Genomic DNA, 19,638 nt, shown 5'->3' with positions numbered 1-19,638 from the left:
GGAAAAGCGCAGGAGCGGCGGGTCAGCGGTCGAAGTCGATCTCCACTTCCTCCGTCATCGGGTGCGACTGGCAGGCCAGCACGAATCCGGCCTCGGTCTCCTCGGCTTCCAGCGCGAAGTTCCGGTCCATCCGGACCTCGCCCGTCACCAGGAACGCCCGGCAGGTACCGCACACCCCGCCCTTGCAGGCGTACGGCGCGTCCGCGCGGTTGCGGAGCACCGCGTCCAGCAGGGACTCGCCCTCCTGGACGGGCCAGGTGCCCGAGCGGCCGTCGAGCCGGGCCGTGACCCGGCTGAGCGTGCCCGTCCCGGCCGGGCCGGAGGGGGCGCCCGTCGCGGTGGTGGTGGCGGTGTCCTCGACGTGGAAGATCTCCTCGTGGATCCGGGTCCGCTCGACGCCGAGCCCGCGCAGTGCCCGCTCCGCGCCCTGGACCAGGCCGTACGGCCCGCACAGGAACCAGCCCGCGACCTCGCCGACGGGCAGCAGCGCGGGCAGCAGCGCCGTCAGCCGCTCCTCGTCGAGGCGCCCGGAGGGCAGCCCGGCTTCCTGCTCCTCCCGGGACAGGACGGTGACCAGCTGGAACCGCTCGGGATAGCGGTCCTTGAGGTCGGCGACCTCCTCCAGGAACATCGTCGAGGCCGCCGTACGGTCGCTGCGCACCAGACAGAACCGGGCGCCCGGCCGGGCGGCGAGCAGGGTCGCGGCGATCGACAGCACCGGGGTGATCCCGCTGCCGCCGACGACGGCGGCGTAGTGACCGTCGGCCGGGGCAGCGGCCGGGTCCAGCACGAAGCGGCCGGCCGGGACCATCACCTCCAGCACGTCACCCGCGGCGATCTCCTTGTGAGCGAAGGTGGAGAACTCCCCGCCCTCCACCAGCCGCACCCCGACCCGCAGCCACTGCGGGCCCGGACCGTCGGCGGCCGGAGCGGGGGAGCAGATCGAATACGTCCGCCGGACCTCCGCGCCGTCGGCGGGGCGGCGGCGCAGGGTCAGGTGCTGGCCCGGGGCGTGCCGGTACTCCTCGCGCAGCTCCGGCGGCACCCGCAGGGTGAGCGCGACCGAGTCGTCGGTGAGCCTCTCGACCTCCGTCACCGTCAGCGAGTGGAAGGCGCCGTGCCGGGCCGCGGTCATCTACAGCTCCTTGAAGTGGTCGAACGGCTCGCGGCAGGAGACGCAGCGGCGCAGGGCCTTGCACGCGGTGGAGGAGAAGCGGCTGAGCAGCTCGGTGTCGGTGGACCCGCACTGCGGGCAGCGCACCGACAGGGTGAGCGGCACCGGACCGCCCGCGGAATGCGGCCGGGGCGGGGCGATCCCGAACTCCGCCAGCTTGCGGCGGCCTTCGGCGCTGATGTCGTCGGTGGACCAGGCGGGCGAGAGCACGGTCCGCACGCTCACCTCGGCTATGCCGTGCGCGTGCAGGACCCGCTCGATGTCCGCGGCCATGGCCTCGATGGCCGGGCACCCGGTGTAGGTCGGGGTGAGGGTGACCTCGGCGCTCCCGTCCTCGCCCATCCGCACGCCGCGCATCACGCCCAGCTCGGTCAGGGTGAGCACGGGCAGTTCGGGGTCGGGGACGGAGCCGGCGAGCGCCAACAGCTCCTCCTCCAGCCGGGTCGCGGTCACCATGACGCCCCCGGGTGGCTGCGGTGCAGGTGCTGCATCTCCGCGAGCATCCGCCCGAACGTCTCGGTGTGCAGGCCCTGGCGCCCGGCGCCGGCGGCCCAGGCCCCGGTGCGCGGCCCCTCGGGCAGCGCGAGTCCGGCCCGCTCCAGCACCTCGCCCAGGGCGGCCAGCCAGTGGCCTTCCAGGGCGGACCAGTCCACTTCCAGGCCGGGCACCGGCTGGAACATCTCGCCGGTGAACTTCCACAGGGAGTCCAGGGCGGTGCGCATCCTGCGCCCGCTCTCCTCGGTGCCGTCGCCGAGCCGCAGGGTCCACTGCTCGGCGTGGTCGCGGTGGTAGGCGGTCTCCTTGACGGCCTTGGCCGCGAGCGGCGCGAAGGGTCCGTCCCCGGCGGCCAGTTCGGTGAAGAGCAGCTGCTGGTACAGGGAGAAGAAGAGCTGCCGGGCGATGGTGTGGGCGAAGTCCCCGTTCGGCTGCTCGGCCAGCTGGAGGTTGCGGAAGGCGCGCTCCTCGCGCAGGAACGCCAGCTCGTCCTCGTCACCGACCATGGAGAGCAGCACCCGGGCCTGGCCGAGCAGGTCGAGGGCGATGTTCGCGAGGGCGACCTCCTCCTCCAGGACCGGCGCGTGGCCCGCCCATTCACCGAGGCGGTGGGAGAGGATCAGCGCGTCGTCGCCCAGGGCGAGGGCGGCGGCCCGCACGGGGTCCGTACGGGGCGCGTCGGTCCGCGACGTGGTGGTCACAGGTGACGCACCCCCTCCGGGATGTCGTAGAAGGTGGGGTGGCGGTACGGCTTGTCCCCGGCCGAGGCGAAGAACGGGTCCCGCTCGTCCGGCGAGGACGCGGTCACCGCGGCGGAGGGGACCACCCAGATCGAGATGCCCTCGCCCCGCCGGGTGTAGAGGTCGCGGGCATTGCGCAGCGCCATCTCCGCGTCGGGGGCGTGCAGGCTCCCCGCGTGCGTGTGCGAGAGCCCGCGGCGCGAGCGCACGAACACCTCCCACAGGGGCCAGTTCTGCGTCATACCCGTGCCTCCTCGTTCTGTGCGGTGTGCTTCGACGCATACGCCGCGGCCGCGTCGCGGACCCACGCGCCGTCCTCGTGCGCCTGCCGGCGCTGGCCGATGCGCTGTTCGTTGCAGGGGCCGTTGCCCTTGAGCACGGCCCAGAACTCCGACCAGTCGATCGCGCCGAAGTCGTGGTGCCCGCGCTCCTCGTTCCACTTCAGGTCCGGGTCGGGCAGGGTCAGGCCCAGCGATTCGGCCTGCGGGACGGCGATGTCCACGAACCGCTGGCGCAGCTCGTCATTGGTGTGCCGCTTGATCCGCCAGGCCATCGACTGGGCGGAGTGCGCCGACTCGTCGTCGGGCGGGCCGAACATCATCAGGGAGGGCCACCACCAGCGGTCGACCGCGTCCTGCGCCATGGCGTGCTGTGCCTCGGTGCCCTGCGAGAGGGCCATCAGCAGCTCGTACCCCTGGCGCTGGTGGAAGGACTCCTCCTTGCAGATCCGGACCATGGCCCGGGCGTACGGACCGTAGGAGCAGCGGCAGATCGGCACCTGGTTGGTGATCGCCGCGCCGTCCACGAGCCAGCCGATGGCGCCGACGTCGGCCCAGGTCAGGGTGGGGTAGTTGAAGATCGAGGAGTACTTCTGCTTGCCCGCGTGGAGCTTGTCGAGCAGCTCGTCGCGGCTGGTGCCCAGGGTCTCCGCGGCGCTGTACAGATAGAGGCCGTGCCCGGCCTCGTCCTGCACCTTGGCCATCAGGATCGCCTTGCGGCGCAGCGAGGGCGCGCGGGTGATCCAGTTCGCCTCGGGCTGCATGCCGATGATTTCCGAATGGGCGTGCTGCGCCATCTGGCGGACCAGCGAGGCGCGGTACTCCTCGGGCATCCAGTCGCGCGGTTCGACCCGCTCCTCGGCGGCCACGGCGGCCTCGAAGGCCGCCACCAGCTGCTCCGTCAGGCCTGCCGCGAGGGCCGCGCCCTGCCCCGTCTCCGGGGTCACTGCCACCATCACGGCCTCCTGCCGATGTTGCCCTGCCGCCCGACCGACCGATCGTTCGGTTCATTCCCTTCAATGGTGAGACGACGGCCCGTAGGGTGTCAACCTCTGTGGATGGCCGATGATCGGGGCGGGATGGTTTCGAACGAGCACGAAGCCGCGGAAAGGCCCGCAGCGCGGCCGCCCCGGGCGCCCGGAATCGCCGGTCTGTCCACCCCGTACCGGGTCGTCGCGGCCCTGGCGCTGGGCGCCGTCGCGGTCACGGCCTGCTGGCACCTGGCGCTGGTGTTCCTGCACGTCGCGCCGTCGAACACGGTCAGCAAGCAGCACGCGCGCACGGTGGACGACTGGATCTACCCCGAGTTCGAACAGAACTGGAAGCTCTTCGCGCCGAACCCGCTCCAGCAGAACATCGCCGTCGAGGCACGCGCCCAGCTCCGCACCGCGGCGGGAGCGCTGACCACCACCGCGTGGCGCGACCTGTCCGCCGAGGACGCCGACGCGATACGGCACAACCCGGTCCCCAGCCACACGCAGCAGAACGAGCTGCGCCGGGCCTGGGACTTCTTCACCGGCTCGCACGACGAGGACAACAAGCCGAACGGCGACCGGGGCGCGCTCTCCGAGGCCTACCTCCAGCGGATCGCGGTCGCCCGGCTGACCGCCGAAGGGGGCGGAACCGGGGCCGGGTCCGGGGACCGGATCCTGCGGATCCAGCTGCGCTCGGCGACCACCTCGGTGGCGGCGCCGAAGTGGAGCGCGGAGAAGACCGACACCCAGACCTACTACCGGGAGCTGCCGTGGTGGACCGTGCCGACCGTGTGAGCCCCGCCGCGGCCCCCGCTGGTGCCGGAGCCCGCCTCGGCGCCCGCGTCAGCGCCCTCCGGTCGGCCGTGGGGCGCGGGCTGGCGAGGGTCACCGGGGAGGCGCTGGGCCCGTACCAGAGCGCCGTGGTCCGGATCGGTTTCTCCACGACCTGGCTGCTCTTCCTGCTGCGCGAGTTCCCGAACCGGCGCGAGCTGTACGGTCCCGACGGGCCCTGGAGCTGGCAGCTGGCCGAGCGGCTGATCGGCTCCAACCACGCCTTCACCGTGCTGATGTGGTCGGATTCGACGCTCTGGTTCGAGATCGTCTACGCGCTCGCCCTCGGGTCGGCCGCGCTGCTGCTGGTCGGCTGGCGCACCCGGGCGATGTCCGTGCTCTTCATGGTCGGGGTGCTGTCGCTGCAGAACCGCAGCGTGTTCATGGGCGACGGCGGTGACAACGTCATCCACCTGATGGCGCTCTACCTGGTGCTCACCCGGTGCGCGCGGGTGTGGTCGCTGGACGCACGGCGCGCGGCCCGGACCGGGTCGGCGTCCACCGGGGCCGCCGGGCCGGTGCTGTGGGGCCTGCTGGGCCTGGCGCTGCCCTACGCCGCCTTCGCCGACGCGGTCGGCGCGGGCTGGCTGGCGGTGTTCGCGACGCTGTGGGTGGTCCAGGGCCTGTGGTGGATGGTGGAGCGGTATGAGCCGGAGGGCGAGGGGCGCGCGACCCTGGACGTGATCGCCAACCTGCTGCACAACGCGGGGCTGCTGGTGATCATGGCGGAGGTCTGCCTGATCTACGCCACGGCGGGCTGGTACAAGATCCAGGGCTCGCGCTGGCAGGACGGCACCGCCCTGTACTACCCGCTGGGGCTGGACTACTTCACCCCTTGGCCCGGACTGTCGGCGACGCTCGCGGCCAGCGGGACCCTGGTGATGCTGCTGACCTACGGGACGGTCGTGGTCCAGGTCGCCTTCCCGTTCACCCTGTTCAACCGGCGGATCAAGAACGTACTGCTCTGCGCGATGATGCTGGAGCACGCCGGGATCGCGGTGCTGCTGGGGCTGCCGTTCTTCTCGCTGGCGATGATCGCCGCCGACGCCGTGTTCCTGCCGACGGTGTTCCTGGTGTGGCTGGGGGCGCGGGCGCGCGCCCTGCGCCGCGGCCGTACGGGCGGACCCGCGGGCTTCGCCGCGGACCCGGAGCCCTCCGCTCCGGGGCGGGAGCAGGAGTACGCGCCCGCGCCCGCACCCTGAGCCGCGCCGTAAGGTCGTCCGCATGAGCAGCGAAAAGACGGCCGGGACGGTGGACGTGGCCTCGGCCGAGGCGGTACGGCGGTGGCGGGAGGCCGCCGGGCGGGAGGAGCTGGTCCTCCTCGACGGTTTCCACGCGCTCAAGCACGCCGTGCGCTTCGGCGCGGACGTCACCGTGGCCGTCGCCGAGGACCGCCGGGCGCTGCTGGAGCTGGCCGGGGAGCTGGCACCGGACGTCCGGGACGCCCTGGACGGCCTCGTGCGCGAGGCGCCGCTGCGCGAGCTGGTGGCGCGCGTGCACCCGACCGGGGTCGCGGCCCTCGCCGTACGTCCGGACCGGGAGGCCCTGCTGGCCGCGCTCGGCCGTACGCCCCGCAGCGCGCCCGTGGTGGTCCTGGACAACCCCCGCAACCTCGGCAACGTCGGCGCGGTCGTCCGGCTCGCGGCGGGCTTCGGCGCCACCGGGGTGGTGACCCGGGGCGATCTCGACCCCTGGCACCCGCACGTGGTCCGGGCGGGCGCCGGACTGCACTACGCCACGGCGGTGGCCCGGCTGGAGCTGGAGGAGCTGCCGCCCGGGCCGCTCTACGCGCTCGACCCGGAGGGCGAGGACATCCGCGCCCTCACCCTCCCGGACGACGCCCTGCTCGCCTTCGGCTCGGAACGCCACGGCATCTCGCCCGAGCTGCGCGCCCGGGCCGATCACCTGGTGTCCCTGCCGATGCGTCCGCAGGTCTCCAGCTACAACCTCGCCACCAGTGTGGCCATGACCCTCTTTCACTGGGGCGGCCCGAAAGCCTGACCACCAGTGGGCAGCCGCTCAGGCCTGGCGGCGCACCTCCACCACCCGGAAGCGGTTGGCCACGAACGCCCCGTCGCACAGAGCGGCGTTAGCGGCCGGGTTGCCACCCGAGCCGTGGAAATCGGAGAAGGCGGCGGTCTGGTTGACGAAGACCCCGCCCGTCAGGTTCAAGGAGAGCTGCGCGGACTCCTCCAGGCAGACCTCCTCGATGGCGCGCTCGGTGTCGGCCGAGGAGGTGTAGGCGCCGACCGTCATGGCGCCCTTCTCCCGCACCGTGCGCCGCAGCAGCTCCAGCGCGGCGGCGGTCGAGTCGACGGCCACCGCGAAGGAGACCGGCCCGAAGCACTCCGACAGGTACGCAGCCTCCGGGTCGTCCTTGGCCGCGTCCAGCTTGACCATCACCGGCGTACGGACGACCGCGTCCGGGAACTCCGGGTTGGCGACCTCGCGCGAGGCCAGCGCGACCTCGCCGAGCCCGGCCGCCGCCTCCAGCCGCGCCTTCACGTCCGGGTTGACCAGCGCGCCCAGCAGCGCGTTGGCCCGGGCGTCGTCGCCCAGCAGTCCCTCGACCTGGCGGGCCAGGTCGGCCACGACCTCGTCGTACGACTTGTGGCCCGCGTCCGTCGCGATGCCGTCGCGCGGGATCAGCAGGTTCTGCGGGGTGGTGCACATCTGGCCGCTGTAGAGGGAGAGCGAGAAGGCCAGGTTGCCCAGCATCCCCTTGTAGTTGTCGGTGGAGTCGAGGACGACCGTGTTGACCCCGGCCTTCTCCGTGTACACCTGCGCCTGGCGGGCGTTGGTCTCCAGCCAGTCGCCGAAGGCGGTGGAGCCGGTGTAGTCGATCACCTTGATCTCGGGGCGGACCGCGAGCGTCTTGGCGATGCCCTCACCGGGGTTCTCGGTGGCCAGCGCCACGAGGTTGGGGTCGAAGCCCGCCTCGGCGAGGACCTCGCGCGCCACGCGCACGGTGAGCGCGAGCGGCAGTACGGCCCGCGGGTGCGGCTTGACCAGCACCGGGTTGCCGGTGGCCAGGGAGGCGAACAGGCCCGGGTAGCCGTTCCAGGTGGGGAAGGTGTTGCAGCCGATGACCAGCGCGATGCCGCGCGGCACGGCGGTGAAGGTCTTGCCCAGCTCCAGCGGGTCCTTCTTGCCCTGCGGCTTGGACCAGTCGGCCTGGCCCGGGACCCGGGTCTGCTCCTCGTACGCATAGGTCACGGCCTCCAGGCCGCGGTCCTGGGCGTGCGGGCCGCCCGCCTGGAACGCCATCATGAAGGCCTGGCCGCTGGTGTGCATGACCGCGTGCGCGAACTCGTGCGTCCGGGCGCCGATCCGGGCCAGGATCTCGATGCAGACGAGCGCGCGCGCCTCGGGCCCCGCGTCGCGCCACGCGCCCATGCCCGCCTTCATGGCCGGCAGCAGCACGTCCGGGTCGACGTGGGGGTACTCGACGCCCAGTTCCGGCCCGAACGGCGACACCTCGCCGCCCGCCCAGCCGTCGGTGCCGGGCTGGCCCAGGTCGAAGCGGGTGCCGCGGACGGCCTCGAAGGCGGCGAGGCCCTCGGCCGCCGCGTTCTCGCCGTAGGCCTTGGGGTGTTCGGGGTGCGGGGACCAGTAGGCACGGCTACGGATGGCCGCCAGCGCCTGGTCGAGGGTGGTCCGGTGCTTCTCGGACAGCTGGGGGACGGTGAGCGCGGCGGCCATCTGGGACCAACTCCTCGTTGAGCCGGGCGGGATCGAACAAGCGGATCGGTTGAGCGGATCGGCAAGCGGATCGGGCAAGGAAGGGCGGGGAAGAGCAGACTGGAGTTAGAGTAACCGAACGATCGGTCGGGACAAGAGGGCCCGGCAGACCTGTGGATAAGTCGGTGCGGGAGGATCGGGTCATGACAGCAATCGAGCGCTCCCGCACTGTGGCGGTCGTCGGTGCCGGCACCATGGGCCAGGGCATCGCACAGGTCGCCCTTCTCGCAGGTCACCGGGTGCTGATCTACGACATCGACGAGGCGGCCGCCCGCGCGGGCCGCACCGCGGTGCGGGACCGGATCGAGCGGATGACCGCCAAGGGGCGGCTGGATCGAGCCGAGGCGGACGCCGCGATCGGCCGGATCGAGTCGGCCCACGCCCTCGCCGACCTCGCCGGGGCCGCCCTGGTGATCGAGGCCGTCGTCGAGGACGCGGGCGTCAAGCGCGCGCTGTTCGCTTCCCTCGAAAAGGTGGTCGCGCCGGACGCGCTGCTGGCGACGAACACCTCCTCCCTCTCCGTCACCGAGATCGCGGCGGGCCTCGCGCACCCCGGCCGATTCCTCGGCCTGCACTTCTTCAACCCGGCCCCGCTGCTCCCGCTGGTGGAGGTGGTCAGCGGCTTCGCGACCGACCCGGCGGCCGCGGAGCGCGCGTACGAGACGGTCCTGGGCTGGGGCAAGACCCCGGTCCGCTGCGCGGACACCCCCGGCTTCATCGTCAACCGGATCGCCCGCCCCTTCTACGCCGAGGCCTTCGCGGTGTACGAGGAGCGCGGCGCCGACCCCGCCACCATCGACGCCGTGCTGCGCGAGAGCGGCGGCTTCAAGATGGGCCCCTTCGAACTGACCGACCTGATCGGCCAGGACGTCAACGAGGCGGTCACCCGCTCCGTCTGGGAGTCCTTCTTCCGCAGCCCGAAGTTCACGCCCTCGCTCGCCCAGCGCCGCCTGGTCCAGTCGGGCCGCCTCGGCCGCAAGTCGGGGCACGGCTGGTTCCCGTACGGCGAGGAGCAGGGACCGCAGGCCGCGAAGCCGCACACCGCCGGGCCCGAGGCGTGCCCCGACACGGTGAGCGTCGTCGGCGACCTCGGTCCCGCGGCCGTGCTGGTCGACCTGATGGAGGAGGCCGGGATCACGGTCACCGTCGCCGCGACCGGGGGCCCGTACATCCAGCTGCCCGGTGAGGGCCAGCTGGTCCTGGCCGACGGCAAGACCTCGGTCGAATTTGCCGACGTCGTCTACTTCGACCTCGCGCTCGACTACCGCGGGGCCACCCGGATCGCGCTCTCCGCCAGCGAGGACACCTCCGAGGAGACCCTCGCCGAGGCCATCGGCCTGTTCCAGAAGCTGGGCAAGGAGGTCTCCGTCATCGGCGACGTCCCGGGCATGATCGTCGCCCGTACCGTCGCGATGCTGATCGACCTCACGGCCGACGCGGTCGCGCGCGGCGTGGCCACGGCCGAGGACATCGACACCGCGATGCGGCTCGGCGTCAACTACCCGCTCGGGCCCTCGCAATGGCACGCGGAGCTGGGCCAGGACTGGGCCTACGACCTCCTGCACCACCTCGACGAGCGCTGCCCCGGCGGCCGCTACGCGCCCTCGCTCGCCCTCTACCGGCTGGGTTACGCGACCGACGCCGAGGGTGTCGGGGCGGAGTCCGCCGACGCGGAGGACGGGGCATGACCACCGCCAGGCGGGACACGTACACCCCGGAGACCCTGCTGACCGTCGCCGTGCAGGTCTTCAACGAGCGCGGTTACGACGGCACCTCGATGGAGCACCTCTCCAAGGCCGCCGGAATCTCCAAGTCCTCGATCTACCACCACGTCGCGGGCAAGGAAGAGCTGCTGCGCCGGGCCGTCAGCCGGGCCCTGGACGGGCTGTTCGCCGTCCTGGAGGAGCCGGGCGCGGTGCGCGGCCGGGCCGTGGAGCGGGTCGAGTACGTCACGCGGCGCACGGTGGAGGTGCTGGTCGCGGAACTCCCGTACGTCACCCTGCTGCTGCGGGTCCGCGGCAACACCCGTACCGAGCGCTGGGCGCTGGAGCGGCGCCGCGAGTTCGACCACCAGGTCGCCGACCTGCTGAAGGCCGCCGCCGCCGACGGCGACCTGCGCTCCGACGTCGACACGCGGCTCGCCACGCGGCTGCTCTTCGGCATGGTGAACTCGCTGGTCGAGTGGTACCGCCCGCACTCCGGCGGCGACCGCGACCAGCTGGCGGACGCGGTCGTCCGGATGGCCTTCGGCGGCCTGCGCACGCTCTCCTGAGCGGTACGGCCTCCGGCCCGGCCCTCACTCCTCCGGGGTGAGGGCCGGGCCGTCGTGGTCCGTGCCCGGGGCCAGCAGATCCGTTTCCTCGAACACCAGCAGGGTGCGGGTCGAGAGCACCTCGGGGATGGACTGGAGCCGGGTCAGGACCAACTCGCGCAGGGTGCGGTTGTCGGGCGTGTGGACCAGCAGGAGCACATCGAAGTCCCCGCTGACCAGCGCGATGTGGACGGCCCCCGGCAGCTCGCGCAGCTGCTCGCGGACGGTCCGCCAGGAATTCTGGACGATCTTGAGCGTGATATAGGCGGAGGCGCCCTGACCTGCGCGTTCGTGGTTCACGCGGGCCGTGAACCCCCGGATGACCCCGTCGTCGATCAGCCGGTTGATCCGCGCGTAGGCGTTCGCGCGCGAGACGTGGACCTGCTCGGCCACCGACCGTATCGAGGCGCGGCCGTCCGATTGGAGCAGTCGCAGGATCGACCGGTCGATCGGGTCCAGGGGGCGTGGCGCCGCCGCGGGCTGCGCGGTGGCGGGCGTGGCGGGCTGCGCCGTCGGGGGCACGGGGCCCCCCGGGGCGGCCGGTGCGCAGCCCGGTCCGGCCATTTGTTCATCCGGCATTGCCCGATGCCTCCCTCTTCTGGACGTCCTGCATCCATCCCAGGGCCCCGGCGCCACTTTGTCCACAGCCTGGAGCTGCCTGTAGCCAAATTGCGCGGCAAACCGAACAATCGGTAGGTGAGGCGCCTCACACCCGGGGTCCTCCCTGCCCGCTTCCCACGAGGAGGTGTACGCCGCCATGACGGTCCAAGAGCTGCCCGGTGCCGGTGCGTCCCACCGTCCCACCCCGCCGCCCGCCTGGAGGCCCCGTACGGATGCCGCCCCGCTGCTCCCGGACCCCGAGCCGTACCGGGTGCTGGGCACCCCGGCGGCGGAGAAGCTCGACCCGGAGCTGATGCGCCGGTGCTACGCCGAGCTGGTGCGCGGACGCCGCTACAACGCCCAGGCCACCGCGCTGACCCGGCAGGGCCGGCTCGCGGTGTACCCGTCCACCGTGGGCCAGGAGGCCTGCGAGATCGCGGCCGCGCTGGTCCTGGAGGAGCGGGACTGGCTCTTCCCCAGCTACCGCGACACCCTCGCGGCCGTGGCCCGCGGGCTGGACCCGGTCCAGGCGCTGACGCTGCTGCGCGGCGACTGGCACACCGGGTATGACCCGCGCGAGCACCGGATAGCCCCGCTGTGCACCCCGCTCGCCACCCAGCTGCCGCACGCGGTCGGCCTGGCGCACGCGGCGCGGCTGCGCGGTGACGACGTCGTGGCGCTGGCCATGGTCGGCGACGGCGGCACCAGCGAGGGCGACTTCCACGAGGCGCTGAACTTCGCGGCCGTCTGGAAGGCCCCGGTCGTCTTCCTCGTCCAGAACAACGGCTTCGCGATCTCCGTCCCGCTCGCCAAGCAGACGGCCGCCCCGACCCTGGCCCACAAGGCCGTCGGGTACGGGATGCCGGGCCGGCTGGTCGACGGCAACGACATCGCCGCCGTTCACGAGGTGCTGTCCGAGGCGGTCCGCAGGGCCCGCGCGGGCGGCGGTCCGACCCTGGTCGAGGCCGTCACGTACCGGATGGAAGCGCACACCAACGCCGACGACGCCACCCGCTACCGGGAGGACTCCGAGGTGGCGGCCTGGAAGGCGCACGACCCGGTGGAGCTGCTGGAGCGCGAGCTGACCGCCCGCGGTCTGCTGGACGCCGAGGGCATCCAGCAGGCCAAGGACGCGGCCGAGGTGATGGCGGCGGCGCTGCGCGAGGGAATGAACGCCGATCCGGTCCTCGACCCGATGGACCTCTTCGCGCACGTCTACGCGGAGCAGACCGACCGGCTGCGGGAGCAGGCCGCGCTGCTGCGCGCCGAACTGGAAGCGGGGGCCGAAGGATGACCACGGTGGCGGCGAAGCCGGTGAGCAAGGCGGCGGCGAAGCCCGCGACCATGGCGCAGGCCCTGAACCGGGCGCTGCGCGACGCGATGGCCGAGGATCCGACCGTGCACGTCATGGGCGAGGACGTCGGCGCGCTGGGCGGGGTCTTCCGGATCACGGACGGCCTCGTGAAGGAGTTCGGCGAGGACCGCTGTACGGACACCCCGCTCGCGGAGGCAGGGATCCTGGGCGCCGCGGTGGGCATGGCGATGTACGGGCTGCGGCCGGTGGTCGAGATGCAGTTCGACGCCTTCGCCTACCCGGCGTTCGAGCAGCTGATCTCGCACGTGTCGCGGATGCGCAACCGCACGCGCGGTGCGATGCCGATGCCGATCACCATCCGGGTGCCCTACGGCGGCGGCATCGGCGGGGTCGAGCACCACAGCGACTCCTCCGAGGCGTACTACCTGGCCACCCCGGGGCTGCACGTGGTGACCCCGGCGACCGTGGAGGACGCGTACGGGCTGATGCGGGCGGCGATCGCCAGCGACGACCCGGTGATCTTCCTGGAGCCCAAGCGGCTGTACTGGTCGAAGGCCGACTGGTCGCCCGAGGCGCCCACGGCGGTCCCCGGCATCGGCAAGGCGCTGGTCCGCCGGGCGGGCACGAGCGCCACCCTGATCACCTACGGGCCCTCGCTGCCGGTCTGCCTGGAGGCGGCCGAGGCGGCCCGCGAGGAGGGCTGGGACCTGGAAGTGCTGGACCTGCGCTCGCTGGTGCCCTTCGACGAGGAGACGGTGGTCGCGGCGGTGCGCCGGACCGGACGCGCGGTGGTGGTCCACGAGGCGAACGGCTTCGGCGGCCCCGGTGCGGAGATCGCGGCGCGGATCATGGAGCGCTGCTTCCACCACCTGGAGGCGCCGGTGCTGCGGGTGACGGGATTCGACATCCCGTATCCGCCGCCGATGCTGGAGAAGCACCACCTGCCCGGCGTGGACCGGATCCTGGACACCGTGGCTCGCCTGCAGTGGGAGAACTGATGGCCCAGGTGATGGAGTTCAAGCTGCCCGACCTCGGTGAGGGACTGACCGAGGCCGAGATCGTGCGCTGGCTGGTCGCCGTGGGCGACGTGGTCGCCGTGGACCAGGTGGTCGTCGAGGTCGAGACGGCCAAGGCGATGGTCGAGGTGCCCTGCCCGTACGGGGGCGTGGTCACCGCCCGGTTCGGTGAGGAGGGCAGCGAACTGCCCGTGGGCGCACCGCTGATCACCGTGGCGGTCGGCACGGGCACCGCGCCGGCCCCTGCCGAGGCGGAGCCGGAAACGGAGTCCGCGTCGGGATCGGGGAACGTGCTGGTCGGATACGGGACGGACCACTCGCGCCCGGCGCGTCGGCGCCGGATCCGCCCGGCGGCGACGCCCGTAACCCGGGCCGCCCCGGCGGCCCCGGTGGCCGTCGCTCCGGTGCCCGTCGCCGTCGCTCCCGTGCCCGTCGGGCCGGTCGCGGTGATCTCGCCCCTGGTGCGCAAGCTGGCCCGGGACAACGGGGTCGACCTGCGCGCCCTGAACGGATCGGGGCCCGAGGGGCTGATCCTGCGCGCGGACGTGGAGGCGGCGCTGCGGGCGCCGGAGCCGGTCGCGGCCCCGGCGGCGGGCGTGACGTCCGTACGTCCCTCCGCGGGCTCCGTCGGCTCTCCCGCGGGGGAGCGGATTCCGCTCAAGGGTCTGCGCGGGGCCGTCGCCGAGAAGCTCTCGCGCAGCCGCCGGGAGATTCCCGACGCCACCTGCTGGGTGGACGCGGACGCCACCGAGCTGATGGCGGCCCGGGCCGCGATGAACGCCGTGGGCGGGCCGAAGATCTCGGTACTGGCCCTGCTGGCCCGGATCTGCACGGCCGCGCTCGCCCGCCATCCGGAGCTGAACTCCCGGGTGGACCTGGAGGCGAACGAGATCGTCCGGCTCACCTCGGTGAACCTGGGCTTCGCGGCCCAGACCGAGCGGGGACTGATGGTCCCGGTGGTCAGGGACGCGCAGGCGATGAACGCGGAGGCGCTGTCCGCCGAGTTCGGGCGGCTGACCGAGCTGGCCCGGGCCGGGAAGCTGGCCCCCTCCGACCTGACCGGCGGCACCTTCACGCTGAACAACTACGGCGTGTTCGGGGTGGACGGCTCCACGCCGATCATCAACCACCCGGAGGCGGCGATGCTCGGCGTGGGCCGGATCATCCCGAAGCCGTGGGTGCACGAGGGCGAGCTGGCGGTGCGCAAGGTCGTACAGCTCTCCCTCACCTTCGACCACCGGGTGTGCGACGGCGGTGCGGCGGGCGGCTTCCTGCGGTACGTCGCCGACTGCGTGGAGTCTCCGGCGGTCCTGCTGCGGGGTCTGTAGCGACACCGCCAACGCCACCGCCGCCGGGGCTCAGCGGGTCAGCAGGAGTTTGCCCACGTGGGCGCTGGACTCCATGACCCGGTGGGCCTCGGCGGCCTCGCGCATCGGATAGGCGGCGTGCACCACCGGGCGCACCCGGGAGTCCCCGATCAGGGGCCAGACGTGCTCGCGGACGGCCGCGACGATGGCCGCCTTCTCGTCCAGCGGGCGGGCCCGCAGCGAGGTCGCACTGATGCTCGCCCGCTTCGAGAGCAGCGCGCCGAGGTTCAGTTCGGCCTTCGCCCCGCCCTGGAGGCCGATGACGGCGAGGCGGCCGCCCCGCGCGAGCGCGTCCACGTTCCGGGCCAGGTACTTCGCCCCGATGATGTCCAGGATCACCTCGGCCCCGGCGCCGCCGGTCGCCTCGCGGACCTCGGTCACGAAGTCCTGCTCGCGGTAGTCGATCAGGATGTCCGCGCCCAGTTCCGCGCAGCGCGCCAGCTTCTCCGGGCCGCCGGCCGTCACCGCGACCCGGGCGCCGATCGCCTTCGCCAGCTGGATCGCCATCGTGCCGATGCCGCTGGAACCGCCGTGCACGAGCAGGGTTTCCCCCGCGCGCAGGGTCTTGCCCGGGCCCATGAAGACGTTCGACCACACCGTGCACACGACCTCGGGCAGCGCGGCGGCCGCCACCAGGTCCACGCCCGCCGGGACGGGCAGCAACTGGCCCGCCGGGACGGCGACGCGCTCCGCGTAGCCGCCGCCCGAGAGCAGCGCGCACACCTCGTCGCCCACCGACCAGCCGGACACCCCCGGCCCGAGCGCGATGATCCGGCCGGAGCATTCGAGGCCGGGATAGCGGGAGGCGCCCGGCGGCGGATCGTAGAAGCCCTGCCGTTGGAGCACATCGGCCCGGTTCACGGCGCCGGCCGTGACCTCGACGAGGACCTCGCCCTCGGCCGCCACCGGATCGGGTACATCGGCCCAGACCAGGGCCTCGGGGCCGCCAGGCTGCGGGATGGTGATCGCATGCATGCGCCGGAGCCTACTCGGCGGGCCAGGGGGTGTCTGGTGGATCTCCGTGGGGAAGGAGCGGCGTCCGGTGCGTGCTCTCGGTGTGCCGGCCGGGAGTCCGCGTACTGGTTGTACGTGGGCTTTCGGCCGGTGCGGCGAGAGCGCGTGCCGGGCGTCGCGACGCCGCGGAGATCCATCAGACACTCCCTAGCATCACCGGAGGCGAAGTGGGCGGTGTCGCACGGACGATGGCGATCACCCGGTCCGTCGGCTGGAGCGGGCTCGCGTGCGGGTCGTCGTAGGCCAGCAGCCGGTGCCCGCGCAGCACGCTGACCACCAGGTCCTCGGTCTCCCGGACCCCCTTGCCGACCTCCGCCTTCTTGACGGGCCGTTCGATCAGGTCGAGGCCGCTGCCCTGCTGGATCAGGTCCTCCATCACGGTGCCCGCGCTCGGGCTGAGCACCGACAGGCCCAGCAGCCGCCCGGCCGCGCTCGCGCTCGTGATGACGGCGTCCGCGCCCGACTGGCGCAGCAGCGGCGCGTTCTCCTCCTCGCGCACCGCGGCCACGATCTTCGCGCCGCGGTTGAGCTGGCGGGCCGTCAGGGTGACCAGGACCGCGGTGTCGTCGCGCTGGGTGGCGATGACCACCTGACGGGCCTTCTGGAGTTCGGCGCGCAGCAGGACGTCCGAGCGGGTCGCGTCCCCGACCACGCCGGTGAAGCCCTCCGCGTTGGCGATGTCGATGACCTTGGCGCTGGGGTCGACGATCACCACCTGCTCCTTGGAGAGGCCGGTGGCCAGCAGCGTCTGCAGGGCCGAGCGGCCCTTGGTGCCGAAGCCGACGACGACCGTGTGCTCGCGCAAGTTCTTCCTCCAGCGGTTCAGCCGCCACTCCTCCCGGGTCCGTTCCGTGAGGACTTCGAGAGTGGTGCCGACCAGGATGATCAGGAACACCACGCGCAGGGGCGTGATCAGCAGGACGTTGACCAGCCGCGCGCCGTCGCTGTACGGGACGATGTCGCCGTAGCCGGTGGTCGAGAGGGTCACGGTGGCGTAGTAGACGCAGTCGAGGAAGTCGACCTTGTCGTTGGCGTTGTCGTGGTAGCCGTCGCGGTCGATGTAGACGATGAGGACCGTCAGGGCCAGCACGAACAGGGCCATCAACAGCCGTCGGGTGACCTGGCGGAGCGGCTTGGTGACCTCGCGCTTGGGGAGCTTGATCCGGCGGGAGACGAGTTTCTCGTCCGCCTGGCGGGCCATCGCGTCCTGGCCGTGAAGTTTCACGTGAAACATCCCCCTGTCGCCCAGGGCAGGTCGAGGACCTCCACGTCCTGTCCGGCCCGTACCCCGCCCGGCGGTACGACGATCAGCGCGTCCGCGGCCGCGATCCCGCGCAGCATCGCCGGACCGTTGTAGTGCAGCGGCACCGCGTGGTCGGTGGTGAGCAGGACCGGGACGAGCCGGGTGTCGTACGGGTGACCGGGCACCTCGTCGCGTACGGGAACGGTGTAGTGGTGGCGGGGCGGGCGCCCGGCGAGGGCGCGCAGCAGCGGTTCGGCGAGGGTGAGCAGGCCGGAGACGGCGGCCAGCGGGTTTCCGGGCAGCCCGACCAGGTGCCGGACGGCCTTCTGGTCGGGGGCGCGGTCGGCGAGCCGGGCCAGCAGCATGGGGTGACCCGGGCGTACGGCGACCCCGTCCACCAGCAGTTCGGCGCCCGCCCGGGCCAGCACGGGGTGGACGTGGTCGACGGGGCCGGAGGCGGTGCCACCGGTGGTGACGACCAGGTCGGCGGTGGAACCGGTGACGGCCCGGTAGAGCGCTTCGGCGCCCTCGGGGTCGTCGCCGAGGCGGCGGGTGTCGATGACCTCGGCGCCGAACTGGCGGAGCCAGGGGCCGAGCATCGGGCTGAGGGCGTCCCGGATCAGCCCGTCGTGCGGGCGGCCTTCGGTGAGCAGTTCGTCGCCCAGCACCAGGATCTCCACGCGGGGGCGGGGCCGGGTGTGGAGCCGGTCGTACCCGGCGGCGGCGGCCAGCCCCAGGACGGCCGGGGTGACCAGGGCTCCGGCGGGCAGCAGCAGGTCGCCGGAGCGGCACTCCTGGGCGCGCGGGCGGATGTCCTGGCCGGTGACCACGGCGCGGTCGGCGTGCAGCCGGCCGGGGTCGGCGTCGGTGTGGGCGTGCTCGCTGCGGATCACGGCGGTGGTGTCGGCGGGGACCCGGGCCCCGGTGGCGATCCGTACGGCCTCACCGCAGGCGAGGGGCTGCGGCCGGTCGGAGCCCGCCAGGACCCCGCCGCCGAGCCGCACCGTCCAGGGGCCGGGGCCGGACACGGCCCAGCCGTCCATGGCGGAGGTGTCGAAGGACGGCAGGTCGGTCAGCGCGTCCAGCGGGGTCACGAGGACCTCGCCGAGGGCGTCGGCGAGCGGGACGTGGTGGGTGTCGACGGGGGCGAGGGCACCGGCCCGGGCCGCGGTCTCCGCGGCCCGGGACCAGGCCGCCGCGCGGTGCCCGCCGCCGCCCTTGCCCTTCGGGGTACGGCTGACCAGGGCGAGCGCCTCGTCGACGTCCCGCTCCAGGCTGCCGCGGGCCACGCCACCGACAGGCTTCTCCGCATCCGGCTCCGGGCTGTCCGCCGCCACGGCGTCCGGCAGCCCGGCGTCCGGCACCGGGGCGGCGGGTGCCGCGGTGGCGTCGGCGGCCGGGCCCGGGCCCGTACCGCCCGGGTCGGCGTGTGCCGGGTCGGCGGCCGGTCCCGCTCCGCATCCGGCGGCCCCGGCCGGGACCGGGGCGGCATGGCGCGAGGTCACGGGGGCGGGGCCGGTGAGCGCGGCCAGTGCTTCGTCCAGGGCGCGTTCGGCGTCGGTGGCGTCGGCGGGGGTCATCCCGAGCCGGTCCCGCCCGCGGGGTCGGCTTCGGCCGCCCACCGCAGGGCCAGCGCGGCGGCCTTGCGGGAGGCCTCGGCGACCGCTTCGGCGGGGTCGGCCCCGGTGGCTTCGGCATGCGCCGCCGCGTAACCGACCAGGAAGGTGGTCAGCGGAGCGGCGGGACGGGCGACGCCGTGGGCGGCGTCACGGGCGAGGTCGAGCAGGGTCTTGGTGTCGACGGCGACGTCGATGCCCAGCTCGTTCTTGACGGCGGTGATCCATTCGTCCAGCACGGACCCATGCTCCCTGATCCGGGCACGCGCGGCCGCGAGATCGTCCCAGGTGTCGCAGTCGAAGGAGGCCAGGGGTGCGGCCGCGCTCACCCGGGCCAGCTCCAGCCCGGCGGTCAGTGCGCGCAGCGGCAGTCCGGTGAGGCCGCCGTGTTCGGCGGCCAGCAGGGCGGTCGCGCGGCGCAGGGACGCGGTCCGGTAGGCGGCGACGAGCGGCTGGTCCCGTCCGTCGGCGTCGCGCAGCAGGGCCCCGTCGACCGGTGTGCCCGCCGTACCGGCCCCGGTGACGGCGGTGCGCAGCGCCCGTACCGTCCCGCGGTCCAGGAACGGCAGGTCCGCGGAGAGGACGAGCACCACCTCGGCGTCGGTGTGCCGCAGTCCGGCGGCCAGCGCGGCCAGCGGGCCGCCGCCTGGCGGTTCCTCGCGGGCCCAGCGCACCGGCCGGGAGGTGGGCCGGCGGCCGCCGACCACGACCGTGTCGGCCGCGTCGGCGCAGGCGTCGAGCACCCGGTCGAGCAGGGCCCGGCCGCCGACGCTCAAGGCGGGCTTGTCGGCGCCGCCGAGCCGTCGCGCGGCGCCACCGGCCAACACGATCGCGTGGTACGTCATGTCCCGAGTATGCGGGGCTCGTGTTGCGCCTGAGGGACCCCGCTCAACCGGCATGTACCGAGGGGTCCCCGAGCGGGA

The 19,638-nt window shown here is 73.4% G+C and carries 19 protein-coding genes; 8 read left to right on the top strand and 11 right to left on the bottom strand.

The genetic code is table 11. From position 1 onward, the window contains the following. Positions 1 to 22: 22 nt before the first annotated feature. From paaE to paaA, 5 genes are read right to left on the bottom strand one after another with little or no spacing between them, the layout of a single operon-like run. Entirely contained in the window at positions 23 to 1,135 is a 1,113-nt protein-coding gene (paaE, locus tag OHS33_RS18015) for a 1,2-phenylacetyl-CoA epoxidase subunit PaaE (protein WP_330331450.1), read from the bottom strand. Further along, positions 1,136 to 1,630, bottom strand: coding sequence for a 1,2-phenylacetyl-CoA epoxidase subunit PaaD (gene paaD / locus OHS33_RS18010; protein WP_330331449.1), 495 nt, complete (start codon positions 1,628 to 1,630; stop codon positions 1,136 to 1,138). Continuing rightward, positions 1,624 to 2,370, bottom strand: coding sequence for a 1,2-phenylacetyl-CoA epoxidase subunit PaaC (gene paaC, locus OHS33_RS18005; RefSeq protein ID WP_330331448.1), 747 nt, complete (start codon positions 2,368 to 2,370; stop codon positions 1,624 to 1,626). The genes paaD and paaC overlap by 7 nt, the downstream gene beginning before the upstream one ends. Continuing rightward, positions 2,367 to 2,651: a 1,2-phenylacetyl-CoA epoxidase subunit PaaB gene (paaB, locus tag OHS33_RS18000; RefSeq protein ID WP_330331447.1), complete on the bottom strand. Its 285-nt coding sequence runs from the start codon at positions 2,649 to 2,651 to the stop codon at positions 2,367 to 2,369. Before paaB ends, paaC begins: the two co-directional genes overlap by 4 nt. Beyond that, entirely contained in the window at positions 2,648 to 3,643 is a 996-nt protein-coding gene (gene paaA / locus OHS33_RS17995) for a 1,2-phenylacetyl-CoA epoxidase subunit PaaA (protein ID WP_330331446.1), read from the bottom strand. Before paaA ends, paaB begins: the two co-directional genes overlap by 4 nt. Positions 3,644 to 3,745: 102 nt before the next feature. Here paaA and OHS33_RS17990 point away from each other — a divergent pair, with 102 nt between their 5' ends. The 3 genes from OHS33_RS17990 to OHS33_RS17980 are packed head-to-tail and all read left to right on the top strand — an operon-like array spanning position 3,746 to position 6,493. Then, positions 3,746 to 4,456 carry a DUF5819 family protein gene (locus OHS33_RS17990; RefSeq protein ID WP_330331445.1) on the top strand — a complete coding sequence of 237 codons (711 nt, stop codon included), beginning with the start codon at positions 3,746 to 3,748 and terminating at the stop codon, positions 4,454 to 4,456. Continuing rightward, the gene (locus OHS33_RS17985; RefSeq protein ID WP_443065314.1) at positions 4,432 to 5,694 is read left to right on the top strand and encodes an HTTM domain-containing protein; all 1,263 of its coding nucleotides are present in this window, start codon (positions 4,432 to 4,434) and stop codon (positions 5,692 to 5,694) included. The genes OHS33_RS17990 and OHS33_RS17985 overlap by 25 nt, the downstream gene beginning before the upstream one ends. Before the next feature lie 22 nt (positions 5,695 to 5,716). After that, positions 5,717 to 6,493, top strand: coding sequence for a TrmH family RNA methyltransferase (locus OHS33_RS17980; protein ID WP_330331444.1), 777 nt, complete (start codon positions 5,717 to 5,719; stop codon positions 6,491 to 6,493). An 18-nt stretch (positions 6,494 to 6,511) separates the two neighbouring features. On the opposite strand, the gene paaN is transcribed toward OHS33_RS17980, so the two are convergent. Then, complete coding sequence (gene paaN / locus OHS33_RS17975; protein WP_330331443.1) at positions 6,512 to 8,194, bottom strand: phenylacetic acid degradation protein PaaN; 1,683 nt, start codon at positions 8,192 to 8,194, stop codon at positions 6,512 to 6,514. A gap of 182 nt (positions 8,195 to 8,376) precedes the next feature. On the opposite strand from paaN, the gene OHS33_RS17970 reads away from it, so the two are divergent. Further along, positions 8,377 to 9,921 carry a 3-hydroxyacyl-CoA dehydrogenase gene (locus OHS33_RS17970; protein ID WP_330331442.1) on the top strand — a complete coding sequence of 515 codons (1,545 nt, stop codon included), beginning with the start codon at positions 8,377 to 8,379 and terminating at the stop codon, positions 9,919 to 9,921. Next, positions 9,918 to 10,505 (top strand): TetR/AcrR family transcriptional regulator, encoded by a 588-nt coding sequence (locus OHS33_RS17965; RefSeq protein ID WP_330331441.1) that lies wholly within the window; start codon positions 9,918 to 9,920, stop codon positions 10,503 to 10,505. Before OHS33_RS17970 ends, OHS33_RS17965 begins: the two co-directional genes overlap by 4 nt. Positions 10,506 to 10,529: 24 nt before the next feature. Here OHS33_RS17965 and OHS33_RS17960 read toward each other — a convergent pair whose 3' ends face one another. Further along, positions 10,530 to 11,123, bottom strand: a complete 594-nt coding sequence (locus OHS33_RS17960; RefSeq protein WP_330331440.1) for an Lrp/AsnC family transcriptional regulator — start codon at positions 11,121 to 11,123, stop codon at positions 10,530 to 10,532. 178 nt (positions 11,124 to 11,301) lie between these two features. Here OHS33_RS17960 and pdhA point away from each other — a divergent pair, with 178 nt between their 5' ends. Genes pdhA through OHS33_RS17945 form a run of 3 tightly spaced genes read left to right on the top strand, consistent with a single transcriptional unit; the run spans position 11,302 to position 14,803 of the window. Then, on the top strand, positions 11,302 to 12,438 hold the full coding sequence (gene pdhA, locus OHS33_RS17955; protein WP_330331439.1) for a pyruvate dehydrogenase (acetyl-transferring) E1 component subunit alpha: 1,137 nt from the start codon (positions 11,302 to 11,304) through the stop codon (positions 12,436 to 12,438). Then, on the top strand, positions 12,435 to 13,457 hold the full coding sequence (locus OHS33_RS17950) for an alpha-ketoacid dehydrogenase subunit beta (RefSeq protein WP_330331438.1): 1,023 nt from the start codon (positions 12,435 to 12,437) through the stop codon (positions 13,455 to 13,457). Before pdhA ends, OHS33_RS17950 begins: the two co-directional genes overlap by 4 nt. Then, positions 13,457 to 14,803, top strand: coding sequence for a dihydrolipoamide acetyltransferase family protein (locus OHS33_RS17945; RefSeq protein WP_330331437.1), 1,347 nt, complete (start codon positions 13,457 to 13,459; stop codon positions 14,801 to 14,803). The genes OHS33_RS17950 and OHS33_RS17945 overlap by 1 nt, the downstream gene beginning before the upstream one ends. A gap of 30 nt (positions 14,804 to 14,833) precedes the next feature. Here OHS33_RS17945 and OHS33_RS17940 read toward each other — a convergent pair whose 3' ends face one another. The 4 genes from OHS33_RS17940 to OHS33_RS17925 form a co-directional block, all read right to left on the bottom strand. Next, positions 14,834 to 15,817, bottom strand: coding sequence for an NAD(P)H-quinone oxidoreductase (locus OHS33_RS17940; protein ID WP_330331436.1), 984 nt, complete (start codon positions 15,815 to 15,817; stop codon positions 14,834 to 14,836). Positions 15,818 to 15,992: 175 nt separating this feature from the next. Then, complete coding sequence (locus OHS33_RS17935) at positions 15,993 to 17,090, bottom strand: potassium channel family protein (RefSeq protein ID WP_330331435.1); 1,098 nt, start codon at positions 17,088 to 17,090, stop codon at positions 15,993 to 15,995. Further along, a complete protein-coding gene (locus tag OHS33_RS17930; RefSeq protein WP_330331434.1) occupies positions 17,078 to 18,679 on the bottom strand; it encodes a molybdopterin molybdotransferase MoeA in 1,602 nt (533 codons plus the stop codon). Before OHS33_RS17930 ends, OHS33_RS17935 begins: the two co-directional genes overlap by 13 nt. After that, positions 18,676 to 19,560, bottom strand: a complete 885-nt coding sequence (locus tag OHS33_RS17925) for an NTP transferase domain-containing protein (protein WP_330331433.1) — start codon at positions 19,558 to 19,560, stop codon at positions 18,676 to 18,678. The genes OHS33_RS17930 and OHS33_RS17925 overlap by 4 nt, the downstream gene beginning before the upstream one ends. Positions 19,561 to 19,638 lie beyond the last annotated feature (78 nt).

The sequence above is a fragment of the Streptomyces sp. NBC_00536 genome (genome assembly GCF_036346295.1).
In the GTDB taxonomy this organism is placed as follows: Bacteria; Actinomycetota; Actinomycetes; order Streptomycetales; family Streptomycetaceae; genus Streptomyces.
Note: the sequence above shows the minus strand (reverse complement) of the source record. Positions and strands in the feature narration are given on the sequence as shown.

What these genes read in the sequence shown, in the direction of transcription:
- paaE (WP_330331450.1), bottom strand. Translation starts at nt 1,135, where the DNA reads ATGACCGCGGCCCGGCACGGCGCCTTCCACTCGCTGACGGTGACGGAG.
- paaD (WP_330331449.1), bottom strand. Translation starts at nt 1,630, where the DNA reads ATGGTGACCGCGACCCGGCTGGAGGAGGAGCTGTTGGCGCTCGCCGGC.
- paaB (WP_330331447.1), bottom strand. Translation starts at nt 2,651, where the DNA reads ATGACGCAGAACTGGCCCCTGTGGGAGGTGTTCGTGCGCTCGCGCCGC.
- paaA (WP_330331446.1), bottom strand. Translation starts at nt 3,643, where the DNA reads ATGGTGGCAGTGACCCCGGAGACGGGGCAGGGCGCGGCCCTCGCGGCA.
- OHS33_RS17990 (WP_330331445.1), top strand. Translation starts at nt 3,746, where the DNA reads ATGGCCGATGATCGGGGCGGGATGGTTTCGAACGAGCACGAAGCCGCG.
- OHS33_RS17980 (WP_330331444.1), top strand. Translation starts at nt 5,717, where the DNA reads ATGAGCAGCGAAAAGACGGCCGGGACGGTGGACGTGGCCTCGGCCGAG.
- paaN (WP_330331443.1), bottom strand. Translation starts at nt 8,194, where the DNA reads ATGGCCGCCGCGCTCACCGTCCCCCAGCTGTCCGAGAAGCACCGGACC.
- OHS33_RS17970 (WP_330331442.1), top strand. Translation starts at nt 8,377, where the DNA reads ATGACAGCAATCGAGCGCTCCCGCACTGTGGCGGTCGTCGGTGCCGGC.
- OHS33_RS17965 (WP_330331441.1), top strand. Translation starts at nt 9,918, where the DNA reads ATGACCACCGCCAGGCGGGACACGTACACCCCGGAGACCCTGCTGACC.
- OHS33_RS17960 (WP_330331440.1), bottom strand. Translation starts at nt 11,123, where the DNA reads ATGCCGGATGAACAAATGGCCGGACCGGGCTGCGCACCGGCCGCCCCG.
- pdhA (WP_330331439.1), top strand. Translation starts at nt 11,302, where the DNA reads ATGACGGTCCAAGAGCTGCCCGGTGCCGGTGCGTCCCACCGTCCCACC.
- OHS33_RS17950 (WP_330331438.1), top strand. Translation starts at nt 12,435, where the DNA reads ATGACCACGGTGGCGGCGAAGCCGGTGAGCAAGGCGGCGGCGAAGCCC.
- OHS33_RS17945 (WP_330331437.1), top strand. Translation starts at nt 13,457, where the DNA reads ATGGCCCAGGTGATGGAGTTCAAGCTGCCCGACCTCGGTGAGGGACTG.
- OHS33_RS17940 (WP_330331436.1), bottom strand. Translation starts at nt 15,817, where the DNA reads ATGCATGCGATCACCATCCCGCAGCCTGGCGGCCCCGAGGCCCTGGTC.
- OHS33_RS17935 (WP_330331435.1), bottom strand. Translation starts at nt 17,090, where the DNA reads ATGTTTCACGTGAAACTTCACGGCCAGGACGCGATGGCCCGCCAGGCG.
- OHS33_RS17930 (WP_330331434.1), bottom strand. Translation starts at nt 18,679, where the DNA reads ATGACCCCCGCCGACGCCACCGACGCCGAACGCGCCCTGGACGAAGCA.
- OHS33_RS17925 (WP_330331433.1), bottom strand. Translation starts at nt 19,560, where the DNA reads ATGACGTACCACGCGATCGTGTTGGCCGGTGGCGCCGCGCGACGGCTC.